Here is a 16,962-nt window from a genome sequence, read left to right as displayed (position 1 = left end):
GCGACGCAGCGCCCGCAGATCGCCCCTGCTTCAGCGGACGGGCGGCAAGGTCCTCGCCACCAGCAGTTCCTCCGCGTTGTTCGGGGGGCGCAGACCGTCTGTTCTATGCGCGAAGTAGCGCCGTGTGAGATCGGCGGCCGATACGTGCTGCGCTTCTCCAAAGCCTGTTTCGCGGGCCAGCGTCAACATCTGCGCCGGCGTGAAGTAGCTCACGAACGGTGTGCCGCTTGCTCGCGCGCCCTTCTCCGCCGTCTCGAGCCCTGGACGTACCTCGGGGTCCGCCATCTCCAACGGCAGCAGGAACGTCATCGCGAACGTCGATCCCGGTGCGAGGCCGGCGGCCTCCCGCAGCGCGGCCGCGTTCGCCTCTTTGCTGAGATACATGCTGACGCCGGTGGAAACCACGATGGCCGGTTTGCTGTCATCGAAGCCGGCCGTCACGAGCCGCTCGCGCCAGGCCTCACCCGCTTCGAAATCCACCGGCACGAAGCGCAGCCAGTCCGGCACGCCGAAACCCAGTTCGATCAAACGCTGACGCTTCCATGCCTGCGGAGCAGGCCGGTCGATCTCGAACACCCGAAGGCCGGCTGCAATCTCCCGCCTGCGTTGCGCGAAGCTGTCGAGGCCGGCGCCAAGAATCACATACTGAGTAAGACCGAGCTTGGCCTGCTCCACGACGAGGTCCTCGATAAAGCGCGCACGCGCGACGATCGACGCGCGCAAGGCGCGCGTGAGCTGCGGGTCCATGTCGCCGCGCTTGCGCCAGTCCTCGTCCGGGGACAGCAATTGGAGGCCGATTGTGTCTTCGAGCACGTGCGGCGGCGCATCGGCCGCGACGTGCAGCGCACGCCACAAAGCGACGCGCGCCGCGGTGCTGTCTGGTGCGATGTCCTGCTCGTCGTTCATGACATTCAGTCCTGGTTCCGCGTCCTGATCTTTGCACCGTGCCCGCATGGCGCAGAGTAGTGAGCGGCGAGAATATCACCGGCGCGAATGCGGCGATGAACGAGGCCAGAAACTCGTGCGCTTCGCAAAGAGGTCATCGTCCGAAGCGCGTCAGCGTCAGCGTCGGCGTCGGCGTCGGCGTCATGAACAGAAGGACAAGCGCGAAGCGAAGGCTGCGCGCAACTGACGTCAAACGCTAAAGCCGATACATCGACAGTCGACAGTCACGCGCCCGGATGCGAACCATTCCACCGCCGGGCACGCGACAGCCCTACACCGCCTAGCTACCCTGCAAGCGGATATCACGCGAGGAAGCGCCCACGTACACCGTCCCGCCCGGCACATACCGCCAGCCATTGCGCGAGGTGTCCCACACGCTCTGCATGCGCGGCGTGACCGTGATGCGCACGCGGCGCGTTTCGCCCGGGTTCATGCCGACTTTCTCCCAGCCGACCAGACGCCGCGGCGGTTCACCGTTATACGGCACGCCGAGGTACACCTGCGGCACTTCGGCGCCCGCTCTACGGCCATCGTTGCGCACGGTGAACGACACGTCGAGCGCGCCGTCCGGCCGATGCGCCACCGACAGCCCCGAGTACGAGAAGTGCGTGTAAGACAGCCCGTAGCCGAACTCGAACATCGGTGCGATGTTCTTCGCGTCATACCAGCGGTAGCCCATGTTCAGCTGTTCCGAGTAGACCGGGTCCGTCTCGAACGCGCCGTTTTGGCCCCAGGTCGGCGTGTCCTGATCGTGCAGCGGGAACGTGACCGGCAGCTTGCCCGACGGATTGACCTTGCCGAACAGCACGTTCGCGATCGCCTTGCCGCCGCCTTCGCCCGGATACCACGCTTCGACGATCGCGGCCACGCGATCCTTCCACGGCATCAGCACGGGGTTGCCGCTTTCCACCACGACGATCGTGCGCGGATTAGCGCGCGCGACCGCATCGATGAGCGCCTCCTGGTTCGACGGGTTCGCGAGGCTCAGGCTTTGCAGATCGCCGATGTCCTCGCCGGCCGGCTGCGCAACGACGACGATCGCGACATCGGAACGACTCGCGAGCGCTGCCGCCTGGTCTATCTCCTGTTGCGTGTAGGCGCGGAACGGCGACTGCTGATCGCTGTTGCCGGCGAAGCTCACCTGCGCCGACGGCGCGAGTGCGCGAACCGCCGCGACGATCGGCGTATCGAGCTTGAGCCACGGATTGCTCCACCAGCTGCAGCCGCTCGTCGTGCCGAACGTCAAGCCGCCGCAACCTGCGAACGAGCCAGTGACCGGATCGCGCGTGTTGCCGGAGCCGCCGCCTGTCAGCACGGCCGCGTCGGCGTGGCCGCCGATCACCGCGATCCGGCTGAGCGAGCCTGCCGACAGCGGCAACTGGTTGTTGTCGTTCTTCAGCAGCACCATCGATTGTTCGGCGGCCGACTGCGCGAAAACGTTTGCGCGAGCGAAGTCGATAGTGCCGCCGGCCTGTGCCGGATGGTCCATCACACCGGTACGAATCATCACATACAGCTTGCGCTTGACCATGTCGTCCAGACGCGCGGTCGACACCGAGCCGTTCGCGATCGCCTGCTTCACCGCAGCCGGCGTCAGATAGACGGTCGCGCCCACATCCTCTTCTTCGTCGAGACCCGCATTGATCGCTTTCGCCGTGCTGTGCGCCGCGCCCCAGTCGGACTGCACCTGACCTTCAAAGCGCCAGTCGTTCTTCAGCACGTCGTTGAGCAGATGCGCGTTCTCGCATGCATAGTCGCCGTTGAGCCTGTTGTAGCTGCACATCACGCTGCCCGGCTGGGCGCGTCTCGCGGCGATTTCGAACGGCAACAGATAGAGTTCGCGCAGCGTGCGCTCGTCGATCTGGCTGTTGCCGCCGCTGCGGCCGTGCTCCTGCTCGTTGCCCGCGTAGTGCTTGATCGTCGCGATGACCTTCTGGCTCTGCGTGCCGTCGGTGCGCTCGGCGAGCATTTCGCCAGCGAGCACCGGATCTTCGCCGAGATACTCGAAAAGCCGGCCGCCGCGCGGTTCGCGCGCGAGGTTGGTGCCGCCGCCGAGTCCCATGCCGAAGCCCTGCGCACGCAGTTCGATGGCGACCTGCTTGCCGAAGTCGGACGAGAGGCCGCGATCCCAGCTTGCCGCGAGCGCGATCGTCGCGGGGAAGGTCGTGCTCGGCTGCGACGTGCTGCCCGAACCCGTCGACGAATCGACCATGTTCAGGTCAGGAATGCCGAGGCGTGGCACGCCCTGAATGTAGCCGCCGCCGCCGCCCGGCACGGCGGACATGACGTACTGCGAATGGATGAGTTGCAGCTTTTCGTCGAGCGTCATTTTGCCGACGAGGGAATCGGCGCGCCGATGCGCAACAGCCGATTCAAACGCATTCAGGACCGCCGAGGTGGGGCTGAAATCGAGTGGAAAATCGGGCACGCCGGCGCGCGCAGCGACGCACACGGTCGCCGCTAACGCGACGACCGGTAATAGTCTTTTTTGCATGTCTGTCTCTCCGAGATCCAGCTTGGATGGGGCGATGCGAAAGTGGAGCGCGTCGAATGGGTTCGATGCGGACGCGAGCGCCGGCAACGCAGGGTGACTGCGAGGACGTGTACCTGCCAGCAGAAGAATCGGGCCAGCCGGATTGGCTGTTAGCGATGCTCCGTGTGAGGTAATGTAAGAATGTAGTCTGACTACAGCATCGGTATTTATACCAATAGAATACGCTTTTATGCTGAATAGCCTATGCTAATTAAAAGCGAGAGGCCATTCAGTTTGTTTAAAGCATGAAGCGGCTTTGCATTCAGCACGTGGCGTACCGAGGCGTCCATTGCGCATTCAATGATGAATGCAGGCTGCCATCTTTTCCTGCGCGTTTCTGCACCATTTTTTATTGAATTTGTGCAAATGCAATACGCACTTTGATAAGCTATTTGTAACTTGGCAGTGTGCCATCGGCAAATTTAAGCGGAGATTTCGTTATCGTCATGGCCCACCGCTTCACCGCTAGAACCGGTAGCCGACGCCCGCCAGAATCACGTCCGTATCGCGGCTGTAGCGCGTCATCACGCGATTCCAGGTCACGCGTGCCGACCAGCGCTGCGTGATGCGATACGAAGCCGACATCGACACGAGCCCCGAGAGGATGCCATCGCCCGTGTCGCTGTCGGCGTCCGAATTGCCGTGGTGGATTGCTGCGTACGCACCCACGCCGATGCCGAGCGAGAGATGGTCATTGAAGAACGCACGTGTGAGCCAAAGTTGGGCCGTCGCGCCATCGCGTCGCGCAGAGAGTCCGCTGCCTTCGTGCAGATAACCGAGCGTCGCGTCGAGGTAGTTCGTCAGGCCGCGCCGGTATTCGATCGCCTGCGCCGCCGCGGTCTGCGAATCGAGGCTGTTCAGGATCGTCGCGCCAGCCATCAGTGTGATTTCGTTGTTCGTGACTTTCTGTGAGCGCGGCAGTGCGAACTCGCGCGGGCCTGGCGTGTCGGGTGCGTCCAGTCGATAACCGACGCCGAGCATGATCGCGGTCGTCGACGAGCCGTTGGTCACCTGCACGTGATTGAGTTGCAGATTGGCCGTCCAGCGGTGCGACGAATACCAGGTCGCGCGGGCGCTGTACACGACGCCCCAGCCGTGCGTATTCGAATAGCCCGCGCCTTGCTCGGCGGCCTCGGTATCGAAGTAACGGTACGGACCGACGCCCAGCGCGAGGACGATGCGCCGATCCACCAGTGGAAGCCTGCCCCAAACCTGGGCAGTCGGACCGTCGCGGTGATGACCGGGAATGTGTCCTTCGTTGAGCCAGGTGATGCTGCCGGCGAAGTAGCGGCCGAATCCCTCCGTGTAGTCGATCGCCCACGCATAAGTGTGTTCGTGCTCGCCGGTTAACGGTCCGGCGTACAGGGCAAACTCCTGGGCCACAGCCCGGCTGGCACCCGCGCAAAATGCCACAGCCGCAATGAGAAGCGTACAGGTAGTCTTCATCGCCGCCTTGCTGTCAGTGGTATTGAAGAACGCACCGCATGACGACCGGCGATTCAGGTCGTATCTGTTGGTCATTGTGGCATGACTTCGTGCAAAACCACGGCAGAAAACAACGCGCGTTGAGATCGACGCGGGACGAGAAGCGACGCATGGGCTGGGACTTCGCCCAATGCGAAATTGACATCCGTCGCCAGCGCGTGGCATAGCTGAATTTATTCCATTATGACGACTGTGCATCGCTCATTTAGAATCGCGTGATTGAAAAGCGATCGATTGGCCGGCAATACCTGGGTACGCGGAGTTTGCCGAGCGATGAGATGCGCCATTTAATCCGATTTGCATAATTGGCGGACTTTTTTACCGTCCTTTAAACGCTTCGCGCATGCATGACCCATCGTCGTCAAATTCAGAATTCACTCATTTGCCGTGACATTGGCGGCGTGGTCAGTCAGAATTCGCATTCACACGGCAGTCATAGCCGTGGCGTAATGCCTGATTTGCGCAGTACAAATACATGGCCGGTTGTTTCTGCCGGCGCATGTGGACGGGGAGCGATCGTTGGGAGAAGAGCCGCTCTGGAAATTGCTGATAGATTCCTGGCTCCGCACAGATGAGTACTACCGGAATATCGCCTTGGGGCATGCGCAAACTGGCAGCAGTGCGCCCGTTTCTGACTCAGGCATTTATCCCTGCTGCGCGCAATCTGCAATACATGCGCCGCCGGATGGGTCCCTTTGCGCTGATTGCGATCATCGGCTTCCCGCTCTATTTCTACGTCTGGCACACGCTCTTCCCACAGCCGTACGAAAACCTGCCGCTGCGCCTCGTAGGCTCTGCCCTGTTTGTCCCCATTCTGTTTTCGGATCGCTGGCCGGCGCCGGTCAAGAAATTCTTACCGTACTACTGGTACATAACGATCTTCTATTCGCTGCCCTTCTTCTTTACGTTCATGCTGTTGAAAAACAACGGCTCCAATGTATGGATAGAAAGCGCATTGATTGCCGCGTTTGTCATGGTGCTGCTGCTGGACTGGCTGATGCTGCTGCTCAATTTCGTGATCGGCATCGGGGTCGCGTATCTCGCCTATTGGCTGACGACGGACCCCGTCGTCCTTCATACGACCTACCCCGCGCATCTGGCAATTTTCTCTTTCGCGGTCGCGATCGGCGTGGTGGCGAACTACGACATGGACCGGATCAGAATCGAACAGGAGCGCGCGATGCTCGCCACCGCGAGCAGCATTGCCCACGAGCTACGTACGCCGCTGCTCGCAATTCGCGCCGGCGCTTCGGGGCTTGGCCGTTATCTGCCGTCGCTGCTCGAAACCTATTCGATCGCGCAAGAGAGCGAACTGCCGGTTCCGAAAATCCGTCTCGTGCATCTTCAGTCCATGGATGGCGTGCTCTCGCGCATCGAACAGGAGGCCATCCATTCGAATGCGATCATCGACATGCTGCTCGCGAACGCGCGTTTCACGGGCGGCTACGCGCATGGCGCTACCGGTTGCTCGATCGCGCAGTCGGTCAAAAGCGCGCTGGAGCGCTATCCGTTTCGTGAAGGCGAACGGGACCGGGTGCTGACCGACCTTGCCACAGATTTCACGTTCCACGGCTCGGACATGCTGATGGTCCACGTGCTGTTCAATCTGCTGAAAAACGCGTTGCGCGGCATGGCCAGTGTGGACAGCGCACTGATCTCGATCCGGCTCGTGCCGGGGCCGCGGAACAACCAGTTGCTGTTCCGTGACACCGGCGCAGGCATCGCACCCGATGTGCTGCCGCACATCTTTACCCGCTTCTATACGTCGTCGGCAGGGATCGATGACGCCTCGATCGGTACCGGCATCGGTCTCGCTTTCTGCCGCGATGTGATGCGCGGAATAGGCGGCGCCATTGACTGCAAGTCTGTCGAAGGGATGTTTACCGAATTCGCTTTGACCTTTCCCCGGCCATAACGATGCACACGATCAAACCATTCTATTTCCCGACGACCGTCACGTTCGTCGACGACAGCCCGACCTTCCTGTCGAATCTGTGCCTTCAGCTCGACCCGCAACTGGCTTTCCGTTTCTTCAGTTCGCCTGGGGAGGCGCTCGATTTCGTGAACAGCCGCCCGCGCCCGGGACCATCGGACGAACCGATTTTCGCGCCGTTTCGTGACCGGACCGACGAGGACGTCGCTCACCAGGTGATCGCGCTGAGCGTCAATACGGTCCGCAAGCAGGTGCACAACGCGCAGCGATTCCTGGCGACGTCGGTCGTGGTGGTCGATTACGACATGCCCGGCATGAACGGTCTGGAGTTTTGCCGCCGCATGACCGACCCCGCCGTGCGAAAGATCATGCTGACCGGCAAAGCGGACGAACACATCGCAGTGCAGAGCTTCAACGAAGGCATCATTCACCGCTTCATCAGCAAGCAGGATGCGGCGGCGGTGCCGGCGCTCAATCGCGCGGTGCGCGATCTGCAGAACGCCTATTTCGACGACGTGTGCCAGTCGATCCTCGATACATTGGCCGTGTCGGAATATGCGTTCCTGCGCGACGAAGCGCTGGCCGCGCGAGTGACCGAGATCTCCGACTCGCTCGGCATCGTCGAACACTATCTGTCGTACTGCCCCGGCGGACTGCTGATGCTCGACAGCGCGGGCAAGTCGTATCTGCTGATCGTCCATACGGACGAGACACTGCGGGGTCTGCGTGAAATAGCCCTCGAACAGGACGCGCCTGCGGAGTTTCTCAAGGAACTCGACGCTCGGCGCAGCCTGCCTTACTTCTGGCAAAGCGAGGGACATTACCCCACGGATTGCACGGCGTGGGAACCCTACATGCACCCGGCGACGCAACTCGGCGGCCGGCAGAATTACGTGTACTCGGTCATACCCAACCCACCTGGGCTGGACCTGAGCCAGGTGCTCAGCTACGACCGCTACCTCGAACGGCTCGATCGCGAAAAGTAAGCGCCATGGAACCCGGAAAACCGGGCCCCATGTCACGCGCCTGTCAGGCTGTCACAGCGGTGTTTTCGTCCATGGTCTCGCGCTTGCGCCGGCGGGACGACAGTTCATCCCCGAGACGCCACGTAGAAGCCCACTTGTCGAGTTCGACCTCGGCGCGGATGTCGCGGCACACGCTCGCGATCTTTTCGACCTGCATATCGCTCAGCCCCGCGTGGATCGACAGGCGGATCAGCGCACGGTTGCGCGCCGTCGCAGGCGCACAGAACACCGAGCCGAAAATGCCACGCGACTCCAACGCGTCGCGCAACACGATCGTGCGCTGTTCCGTGCCAGCTTCGAGGGCGATGATCTGACTTTGGCTGCCGTTCAGGTTGTACCCGAGTTCGGTCAAACGCTGCCTGAGCCAGGCGGCGCTCGCGGTGAGTCGCGCGCGCCGCCGGTCTGCGGCTTCGATCACCGACAACGTTGCGTCGAGCCCGCTGATTTCATGCGGCAACAGCGTGGAGCTGAAGATGGCGGGATTCGATTCGAATTTGAAGTACTCCTGGAAATCGACCGGACAGGTGATGAAGCCAGCTCTGCCCGCGAACGCCTTCGCCAGACTCGCGGTACGAAACGCCACTCGGGACTCCAGCCCGAGTTCGGCAACGAGTCCCGCGCCGCGCGGACCGTGCGTGCCGAGCGAATGCGATTCGTCGACGACGAACACGCAGCCGTGCCGCTCGCAGACGTCCCCGATCGCAACGAGCCGGCAGACGCCGCCGGTCGTGCTGTACACCGAGTCGACCAGTACGACCCCCGGTCCATAACGCCCGATCTGCTGCTCCAGATGCGCAACGTCGTTATGCCGGAAGGCGACCGGCACCGCACCCGCGCTGCGAATGCCTTCCCACAACGACATGTGCGCCATCATGTCGACGTAGACCGGCGTTTGCGCCGACGCGATCGACTGAAGCAGCCCGGTGTTGGCCGCGTAGCCCGATTGACACAGCACGCCCGCCTCCGCATGCATGAACGTGGCGAGCCGGCTTTCGAATCGAAGCTGCGGGCAATCGCCGTGCAGGAAGATGCCCGACATCAGCAGACCGTTGCCGTCCTCACGCAGCGTACGGGCCATGCTGTCGATGATGTCCGGATGCCTCGCAATCGCGAGATAGTCGTTGCTCGACAGATGCAACGCGTCAGGCCCGGCGATGCGGCCGCGCATGATATGTCCGCCGCCCCAGGTTTCCTGCACTCGCTCACGGTAATACCGCTCGACGCGCGAGGTGACGAAGGCCGGCAACACCGGTCGGTTGTGCCGCTGTGTCGTGCGATCAAGAACGCTTTTCATTTTTTGGCTCCATAGGATTAGCTGCCTAGCGGACAGCGGGTCCATAGTGAGCCCGTCATTTATGACGTGTGCGGAAAGTCAGGCAAGTTATGCGTTATGGGTTGAGCGCTGCAAAAATTGATCGCCCGCGTCCTTCTTCTCGGCGTAAGGCAGGAATCCAGATGGTAGGGTTGACCGGAAAGACCCTCGTCAGACAGGTGAGGCTGCCGCCGTGCTTACCAGGCGCCGAGATCTGGATTCGATTCGCGGCTAATGCCTGAACGACGGCCCGATTGGCGGTACTCCGATCGTCACGCCGCTGCTGGCGCTACGCATGCGGATGCGGGCCTTTGCGCCACGATGCATCGCGAAGTACAAAGGCCGCTCGTCTATTGCTATTGCTTCACCGTCCCCGTTCGCGGCGGCGATGACGCACCATTTGGCGACAACGCGTTCGCACGCTTATCCATCAGCGTTCCGGGCGAGTTGTTCGGGGTGCCTTGCGCGGCCGGGGCGTCGATGGTCTGTCCCGCCTGCCCGGGCTGAGTTTCCTTCGTTTGCGCGCCGCTGTTGGCCGGTGCTTTGCCGGCTTGTTGCGCGTAGGCCGCGCTGCTCATGCCAAGCACGAGCGCGGCGCAAGCAACTTTCAAAGTGTCCATGACTGTCTCCTGGTTTCACGGCGCATGCCGTTGTTCTGAGAGTGAGCATCTTGCGTGCCGCAAGGAAAATGAAGGCGGATAAAAACAGACAAATGGTGAGATACCCAGCGGCGTCCGCATCGAAGCCGGCAATGAAGCGCGAGGCGGCGGCGAAACCAAACTCACGCACTTAACGTTTCCCCCAGGCCCCTTCCCCACGACCAGCGGATAGAATTTGCCTCACTGTGATCACACATCACAGCAATGCAAATCAACGGAGTCGAGCTTGGCACCGCGTCCCACATCCCCATCCGTGCTCCCGCTCGAAGTGGTCGCGCACGAAACGATGGCCGGCAAGGTCTATCAACAACTGCGCGAAGCGATCATGAGCGGCCGGTTCGAGCCGGGTCTGCCGTTGAGTCTGCGTTCCGTCGCCGAAGCCGTCGGGTCCTCCACGATGCCGGTGCGCGCCGCGCTCACCCGGCTCCAGACAGAAGGCGCGCTCGTCGACGGGCCGGGCCGGGCGTTGATGGTCCCGCCGATCACACTCGAACTCGTCGAGGAACTGCGCGACGTGCGCATCGCGCTGGAGGGCTGCGTGGCACAGCGCGCCGCCACCCGCATGTCCGACGCTCATCTCAGGGCCGTTCAGGATATTTACGAGGTCATGAACGGGCACGCGGAAGCCGGCGAAGTCGCGGACTATCTGCGCAGCAACTTTGCGTTCCACAGCGGAATTTACCGGCATGGCGCGAGCGAAATCACGCTCGCCACGATCCAGAGCTTGTGGATTCGCATCGGGCCGTTCCTCAACGTCGTCGCGCCGGACATCCCGCACATGCGGCGCTCGATGGAAGCCCATCGGCAGATCGTCGACGCGCTTTGCCGGCGTGACGGCGAAGCCGCGCGGGCGGGCATTGCGCGCGATATCGGCGACGCAGCCCAGAGTCTGATCGAGCGCCTGCAGATGCGCGAAGACGTCGGCGGAAAACAGGCGAACCGCTAGCGAACACGCATGAATCCGGATGGAATCATGTGCAATTGATTCGATTAGTACAACTATTTCTATCCATTCCTGATTGCTGACACGCGTCAGCACATCAGTCTGTCAACGGAGCGAGAAGACATGAGTATTGTGACAATGCTGCAACCACCGCCGGGTTTGCGTGTACTGATTACAGGCGGCGGCGGTGGGATCGGTCTCACCATCGCGCGGGCCTTTACCGAGGTGGGCGCAAAAGTGCACGTCTGCGACGCGAGCGAACGCGTGCTCGAAGCGATGCGCGCCGACAGGAACAACGAAAGCATCTCGGCCACGCTCGCCGATGTTGCCGATGAAAGCGCGGTTGCCCGTGTCTTCGAGGACGTCCAATCCCGGCTCGGCGGCCTCGACGTGCTGATCAACAATGCGGGTATCGCCGGGCCGACCGGCGGCATCGATGAAATCGACGCCGCACAATGGGAACAGACGGTCGCGATCAACCTGAACGCGCAGTTCTATTTCGCGCGACGGGCGGTGCCGCTGCTGCGCGAATCGCCTCACGGCGGCTCGATCATCGCCATGTCGTCAGTGGCCGGGCGATTGGGCTATGCATATCGCGCGCCCTATTCCGCCACGAAGTGGGCTGTAATCGGCATGACCAAAAGCCTCGCTATCGAACTCGGACCCGCCAACATTCGCGTGAACGCCATTCAGCCGGGTATTGTGCGCGGCCCCCGCATGGAAGGGGTGATTGCGGCGCGAGCCCAGCAGCTCGGTCTGAGCTGCGCGGAGATGGAAGCGAAGTACCTCGAAAAGATCTCACTGCGCCGCATGACCACTCAGGAAGAAATCGCGGCGACCGCGCTATTCCTGTGCACGCCGGGCGGCAGTGGCATTTCCGGCCAGGCTATCTCCGTGTGCGGCAACGTCGAAGTGCTCTGACGCTTCCCTCTTTCCTTCCTCTGCGTGGACTCCGATTCTCATGGCCTCAACCCGTAAAGTCATCATTACCTGCGCGCCGACGGGCGCGATCCACACACCGTCGATGTCGCCCTACCTGCCGATCACCCCCCAGCAGATAGCGGAGGCCGCACTGGCGGCAGCAACCGAAGGCGCGGCGATCCTGCATCTGCATGCCCGCGACCCCGGTGACGGACGACCCACCCAGGATCCGGCCGTGTTTTCCGAATTCCTGCCGCAGATCAAGGCGCAAACCGACGCCGTCATCAACCTCACCAGCGGCGGCAGCCCGCATATGACCGTGGCGGAGCGGCTGCGCCCCGCGCATCACTTCCAGCCGGAGATCGCCTCGCTCAACATGGGCTCGATGAATTTCGGCCTCTATCCGATGCTCGAACGCTTCAAGGAGCTGAAGCACGACTGGGAACGGCAGCATCTCGAAGCGAGCCGCGATCTCGTCTTCAAGAATACGTTTGCGGACATCGAGTACATCCTGACATCATGCGGCGCCAATGGAACACGCTTCGAGTTCGAGTGCTACGACATTTCGCATCTGTACAACCTCGCCCACTTCGTCGAGCGCAATCTCGCCAAGCCGCCGTTCTTCATTCAAAGCGTTTTCGGTTTGCTCGGCGGCATTGGCGCTCATCCGGAAGACCTGATGCACATGCGGCGCACCGCCGACCGTCTGTTCGGCAACGACTATGTCTGGTCGATCCTCGGAGCCGGCCGCAACCAGATCCCGCTCGCGACCATGGGTCTGACGCAGGGTTCGAACGTCCGTGTCGGCCTCGAGGATTCGCTCTGGATTGGACCAGGCAAACTCGCTGAATCGAGCGCCGCCCAGGTTCGGCAGATCAGAAAAGTGATCGAAGGACTGTCTCTCGACATCGCCACGCCGGCCGAAGCGCGCGCGATGCTGGGTCTCAAGGGCAAGGACAACGTGCGTTTCTGATCGCCGCCCACGCAAGCCATCCGGCACGGAAACGGAAGGAGATGGCAGGGGCAGTCGAAAGGCATCTGGCCGCGCGTGCCTCGCCCTTCGCCTCCACGCATACACGCGCAAAGCGGGTCGCTGTCCGTTGCCAGGGCGCAGTTGCTGCGCCGAACCGGGCACCGGGATCTCCGACGTTCCACCTACCCAGATCGGGGGAATCACATGTCAACGCATCGATCAATGAAGCCGCAAGCCGATCAGCTTGCGCAATCCGCACTTACACGGCTCCTGATCCGCAAGCTGATGCCGTTACTCGTCGTTGTCTACGTCATCAGCTTTCTCGATCGCACGAATATCGCGTTGGCCCGACACACCATGAGCATCGACCTCGGGCTTTCCGCTGCCGCTTATGGACTCGGCGCCGGACTGTTCTTTCTCACCTACGCATTGCTGGAAATACCGAGCAACCTGGTGATGAACAAGGTGGGCGCGCGGCTATGGATCACGCGCATCATGGTGACGTGGGGCGTGCTGTCGATTGGCATGGCCTTCGTGCGCGGCGAGACGTCGTTCTACGTGATGCGCCTACTGCTGGGCGCCGCTGAAGCGGGCCTCTTCCCGGGCGTCATGCTCTACCTGACATACTGGTTCACCCGCGAAGAACGGGCGCTTGCAACAGGCTATTTCCTGATCGGCGTGTGCGTCGCGAACATTGTCGGCGGGCCGCTCGGCGGGGCGCTTCTTGAACTCGACGGCATGCTCGGTTTGCAGGGCTGGCAGTGGCTTTTCGTGATCGAAGGGTTGCCGGCGGTGCTGCTCGCGGTCGTGGTCTGGAAGATGCTGCCCGACAAGCCACAGCAAGCATCGTGGCTGTCGCCGGCGCAGGCCGCGGAGATCGAGGCGCGTCTCGCCGCCGAACGCGACGCGCAAGCCGGAGACGGACGTGCCAGCCATTCCCTGCGCCACGCACTGGGCGATCCGCAAGTCTGGCTCGCCATTCTCGTGTACTTCTGCCATCAACTGACCATCTACACGACCATCTTCTTTCTGCCGGGCGTGATCGGCGCGTCGGGACATTTCTCGCCGCTGGTAGTGGGAACGTTGTCGGCGACACCGTGGATTGCCGCCGCCATCGGCGCGGCGGCGCTGCCGCGTTTCGCGAGCACTTCGGCACGCAGCCGGCTACTGCTGGTCGGCGGGCTGGTTGTGATGGCGCTCGGGTTGTTGATCGCCGCGCACTCGCGGCCCGCGATCGGTCTGCTTGGAATGTGCCCCGCCGCATTCATGTTCTTCGTGGTGCAGTCGATCATTTTCACGTTCCCCTCCTCGCGGCTCAGCGGCGCCGCGTTGGCCGGCGGTCTCGCGCTGGTCAATTCGTGCGGGCTGCTCGGGGGATTCGTCGGGCCTACGGTCATGGGCCTGATCGAACAGTCGACGGGCAGCGCGACCAACGGCCTCATCGTTCTGGCGGTTGCGCTGATCATCGCCGCGGCGGGCAGTCTTCGCTTGCGGCATGGTGACGAGGATCGTCGCGCGCGTGCTGTGTATTGCCGGGATGCGGAAAAAGCAGTGTGAGGCCGATGATGATTCGGTCGCACCGAAGCGTCTTTCGATACGGATCGCTGGCGGCGGCCTCAGTGGCAAGCACACAACGGATTGACCGCGTCACCGACCACGATTGAGTTATCGGGTTTATACTAAGCACGTCTCCTCCATGTCTCCTCTGATATGGATTCAGCCCGCCTCCGAGCGGGCTTTTTCTTATCCGACACAGCACGCACAACGATGACAGGAAGAATCGCCGACGGTGAGGCGCGCGAACGTCTCATTATCTGGATTCGCCGCCGCATGAGCGAGTTCGGCATCACGTTCGAAGCGCTCGCCGAATCAATCCAGCACGATCTCGACAATCCGCCGATCTACCGTGACGCCAAGGGCAACGACTGGAACGGACTCGGCGACATGCCCGACTGGCTCCGGGCGGCAAAAAATGCCGGGGTCGACCCGGCTTTCTTCAGGATCGAGTCAAAGCCTGAGCCCGCGCCAAAACATTCCAGCGCGCAGTATGTGCAGGCTGATCTCTTCGAGTAACGGCGCCGTGGCGGTCACTTGCCCGAGCAAGGGGAGTTGAGGATGTAGTTCGTGTCGCCCGATAACGAGCTACTTGCCTGCGCGATGCGCGAGTGCAATCGCGCCCGGCCTTGCCGGCACGCAACGCACAAGGTCATCGGCAAGCGCTTTCCTGTGTTTAGCGACTGCGGGCAGCAAGGCCGCCCGCATCTGCTGCGGCGCGATCATCATCGCGATGCACGAGTCCCAGGAGAAGCGCGGCCCTTGAATGCTTGCCATGCGACTCCCCGTGCTTGCTCCGCAGTTGTCGAATCGGCACCGCCGTTCAACGGGCTAGCCGCCTATCGTCAACCATGTGGGCATGCTATTGCCTGACCACCGTCTTCACGCGCACCTCGGCCTTTCTGCATTCGGCACAAAGACCGAACACCACCAGTTGCCGCTCCGACACGTCGAACTCAAGGTCGTCCGCCACCGCCTTCTGCCGCGCCTCGATCTGGGCATCGAAAAACTCATGAATGCAGCCGCAGGCCGTGCACACCAGGTGATCGTGCCGCTTGCCGTCGTTCAGTTCATAAACCAGACGGCCGTCGCCGAACGCCATGCTCGACAGCAATTTCGCGTCGACCAGCAAACCGAGCGCCCGGTAGAGGGTGCCCAAACTCAGATTGCGCATGTCCTCGTTCAACCGCTTGTAAAGCTGTTGGCGCTGAAGTGTTCGTGGGCATGCTGCTGAAAGAACTCCAGCACCAGCACACGTGGGAACGTGGGCCGCAAGCCGGCTCGTTCCAGGATTCGGTGAATGTTCATGGACATAGTGGCAACGCAAGACGGGCAACCGGAAGCGCCTGGGTCGTCTGTCAAATGCGAGGAAGTGGTCGATAAGGCTGTCGGCCTGCGCGGCAGGGCGATCTGCGAGTTGCCAGACTATGTGAGCCACTTCCTTAAGAGAGCCTTAAGTCACTCGTCGTGTCACGACGAATCAGATCGAACGAGGGGTTTTTGTGCAAACCGTGTCAGCAACTGCGGAGAATCACGCGCCAGGTCTTCGCCGATGCAGTCGGCGCGCGGCTCGTTGACGCCGTTCCTGTCGAGACGACGAGTTAGCACGGCGTTTTGAGTGCGCGGCGCTGCTGTGGTTTGCAACTCGGTATCCGGTGCTTCGCGGCTCGCTTCAGATCACCGATGGGAAAGGGAACCGAGTCAATTCCTGAAGGCCTTTTCCGATTGCACCGTCTCTTCCTGACAAGTCCGTGCGACGGACCGGTCCGCACCGAGACGCTCGCGTAGCCTCGACGGCGTTAAGGGATGTGACTGCGGATGGTGTAGGTGGTGCGGCGAATTGGTATGAACGCAACATACCGCGTACGTGGCATAGACGGGGCGAAAGGTGGCTCGCGCCGGGGCCTTTATACGGAAACAATCGCGAGCTGTACCGCCGCACGTCACTCACACCCGGCGCGGCGGCACAGTCGTCTCCGGGATCATGCTTCTCCGAACTACCCGGCTCTCGCACATCTATAGCCTAATGGTGCGGAAACTCCGAACGCGGTGTCGGCGTCGCCTTCACCTTCGTGTACTGGAACACGGGCAGCGCCTTGATCGCAGCCTTCGTAGCGCCGGCCAGCACGAGCTTGCCATCCGTGTAGTCCAGCTGATCGACCGGAATAGCGACGTCATGATGCGATACGCCGAGGAACTGATTCGCAGCGACGATGGCAAACGAAACCGACCGGTCGGGCGCAACGATAATGTCGTGGATAACGCCGACTTTTTCGCCATTCTCGTTGTACACCGCCTTGTTGAGCACCGACTTCTTGACGCTCCACCCAAGGATAAGATCCGTCGACTCCGTCACGCTGACACCGAGAGGCTGCGTGCCCGCAACTTGCGCGTATGAGGGCGAAGAGATCATGCCCAACGAGGCGGACATCAGCGCTAATGCGGCGATCTTTGATTTCATGAAGTCCTCATTAAATATTGTTCGTCTAATCGATGGCGATGGCGAAGTGAAGCGTCTTTATTAAAGTCGACAAAAATCGAAAAGTAAAGCATCAAAATCCTTCAATAGAACGACATGGCATCTGTAATGAACGCACGAAATGGAGTAGTCCAATTCGGCCATTGCCGATGAAAGCGAAAGCAGATCGCTTTTCTATCGAGTGGTGCAAACGCAATTCT

The 16,962-nt window shown here is 61.7% G+C and carries 15 protein-coding genes; 7 read left to right on the top strand and 8 right to left on the bottom strand.

The window, feature by feature from the left end:
• Window positions 1–30 precede the first annotated feature (30 nt).
• The 3 genes from CIC12_RS31055 to CIC12_RS31045 all read right to left on the bottom strand — a co-directional run bounded on the left by CIC12_RS31055 (window position 31) and on the right by CIC12_RS31045 (window position 4,924).
• Window positions 31–906 carry a class I SAM-dependent methyltransferase gene (locus CIC12_RS31055; RefSeq protein WP_168670113.1) on the bottom strand — a complete coding sequence of 292 codons (876 nt, stop codon included), beginning with the start codon at window positions 904–906 and terminating at the stop codon, window positions 31–33.
• A gap of 319 nt (window positions 907–1,225) precedes the next feature.
• Complete coding sequence (locus CIC12_RS31050) at window positions 1,226–3,439, bottom strand: beta-glucosidase (RefSeq protein WP_168670111.1); 2,214 nt, start codon at window positions 3,437–3,439, stop codon at window positions 1,226–1,228.
• Between the two features lie 504 nt (window positions 3,440–3,943).
• Complete coding sequence (locus CIC12_RS31045; RefSeq protein WP_168670378.1) at window positions 3,944–4,924, bottom strand: hypothetical protein; 981 nt, start codon at window positions 4,922–4,924, stop codon at window positions 3,944–3,946.
• Window positions 4,925–5,534: 610 nt separating this feature from the next.
• Between CIC12_RS31045 and CIC12_RS31040 the strand changes: the two genes are divergently transcribed.
• Together CIC12_RS31040 and CIC12_RS31035 are read left to right on the top strand one after the other, a co-directional pair.
• On the top strand, window positions 5,535–6,878 hold the full coding sequence (locus CIC12_RS31040) for a sensor histidine kinase (protein WP_238812973.1): 1,344 nt from the start codon (window positions 5,535–5,537) through the stop codon (window positions 6,876–6,878).
• Between the two features lie 2 nt (window positions 6,879–6,880).
• Entirely contained in the window at window positions 6,881–7,882 is a 1,002-nt protein-coding gene (locus tag CIC12_RS31035) for a response regulator (RefSeq protein WP_168670109.1), read from the top strand.
• Between the two features lie 43 nt (window positions 7,883–7,925).
• On the opposite strand, the gene cqsA is transcribed toward CIC12_RS31035, so the two are convergent.
• Together cqsA and CIC12_RS31025 are read right to left on the bottom strand one after the other, a co-directional pair.
• The gene (gene cqsA, locus CIC12_RS31030; protein WP_168670107.1) at window positions 7,926–9,215 is read right to left on the bottom strand and encodes an alpha-hydroxyketone-type quorum-sensing autoinducer synthase; all 1,290 of its coding nucleotides are present in this window, start codon (window positions 9,213–9,215) and stop codon (window positions 7,926–7,928) included.
• 374 nt (window positions 9,216–9,589) lie between these two features.
• Window positions 9,590–9,853, bottom strand: coding sequence for a hypothetical protein (locus tag CIC12_RS31025; protein ID WP_168670105.1), 264 nt, complete (start codon window positions 9,851–9,853; stop codon window positions 9,590–9,592).
• Between the two features lie 265 nt (window positions 9,854–10,118).
• On the opposite strand from CIC12_RS31025, the gene CIC12_RS31020 reads away from it, so the two are divergent.
• From CIC12_RS31020 to CIC12_RS31000, 5 genes are all read left to right on the top strand, one after another.
• Complete coding sequence (locus CIC12_RS31020) at window positions 10,119–10,838, top strand: GntR family transcriptional regulator (RefSeq protein WP_274597590.1); 720 nt, start codon at window positions 10,119–10,121, stop codon at window positions 10,836–10,838.
• 120 nt (window positions 10,839–10,958) lie between these two features.
• Window positions 10,959–11,756, top strand: coding sequence for an SDR family oxidoreductase (locus CIC12_RS31015; RefSeq protein ID WP_168670103.1), 798 nt, complete (start codon window positions 10,959–10,961; stop codon window positions 11,754–11,756).
• 40 nt (window positions 11,757–11,796) lie between these two features.
• The gene (locus tag CIC12_RS31010) at window positions 11,797–12,729 is read left to right on the top strand and encodes a 3-keto-5-aminohexanoate cleavage protein (protein ID WP_168670101.1); all 933 of its coding nucleotides are present in this window, start codon (window positions 11,797–11,799) and stop codon (window positions 12,727–12,729) included.
• Between the two features lie 204 nt (window positions 12,730–12,933).
• Window positions 12,934–14,286, top strand: coding sequence for an MFS transporter (locus tag CIC12_RS31005; protein ID WP_168670099.1), 1,353 nt, complete (start codon window positions 12,934–12,936; stop codon window positions 14,284–14,286).
• A gap of 210 nt (window positions 14,287–14,496) precedes the next feature.
• Window positions 14,497–14,802 carry an H-NS family nucleoid-associated regulatory protein gene (locus CIC12_RS31000; protein WP_168670097.1) on the top strand — a complete coding sequence of 102 codons (306 nt, stop codon included), beginning with the start codon at window positions 14,497–14,499 and terminating at the stop codon, window positions 14,800–14,802.
• Window positions 14,803–14,871: 69 nt separating this feature from the next.
• Here the strand turns inward: CIC12_RS31000 and CIC12_RS30995 are convergent, their stop codons facing one another.
• The 3 genes from CIC12_RS30995 to CIC12_RS30985 all read right to left on the bottom strand — a co-directional run bounded on the left by CIC12_RS30995 (window position 14,872) and on the right by CIC12_RS30985 (window position 16,744).
• Window positions 14,872–15,060 (bottom strand): hypothetical protein, encoded by a 189-nt coding sequence (locus CIC12_RS30995; protein ID WP_168670095.1) that lies wholly within the window; start codon window positions 15,058–15,060, stop codon window positions 14,872–14,874.
• Window positions 15,061–15,145: 85 nt separating this feature from the next.
• Entirely contained in the window at window positions 15,146–15,721 is a 576-nt protein-coding gene (locus CIC12_RS30990; protein WP_342030593.1) for a Fur family transcriptional regulator, read from the bottom strand.
• A 585-nt stretch (window positions 15,722–16,306) separates the two neighbouring features.
• Window positions 16,307–16,744: a PRC-barrel domain-containing protein gene (locus CIC12_RS30985; RefSeq protein ID WP_168670091.1), complete on the bottom strand. Its 438-nt coding sequence runs from the start codon at window positions 16,742–16,744 to the stop codon at window positions 16,307–16,309.
• Between the last annotated feature and the right edge of the window lie 218 nt (window positions 16,745–16,962).

The sequence above is a fragment of the Paraburkholderia sp. SG-MS1 genome (genome assembly GCF_012275575.1).
GTDB lineage: Bacteria > Pseudomonadota > Gammaproteobacteria > Burkholderiales > Burkholderiaceae > Paraburkholderia.
The sequence above is the reverse complement of the archived record's forward strand: the minus strand, read 5'-3'. Positions and strand labels throughout refer to the sequence as shown.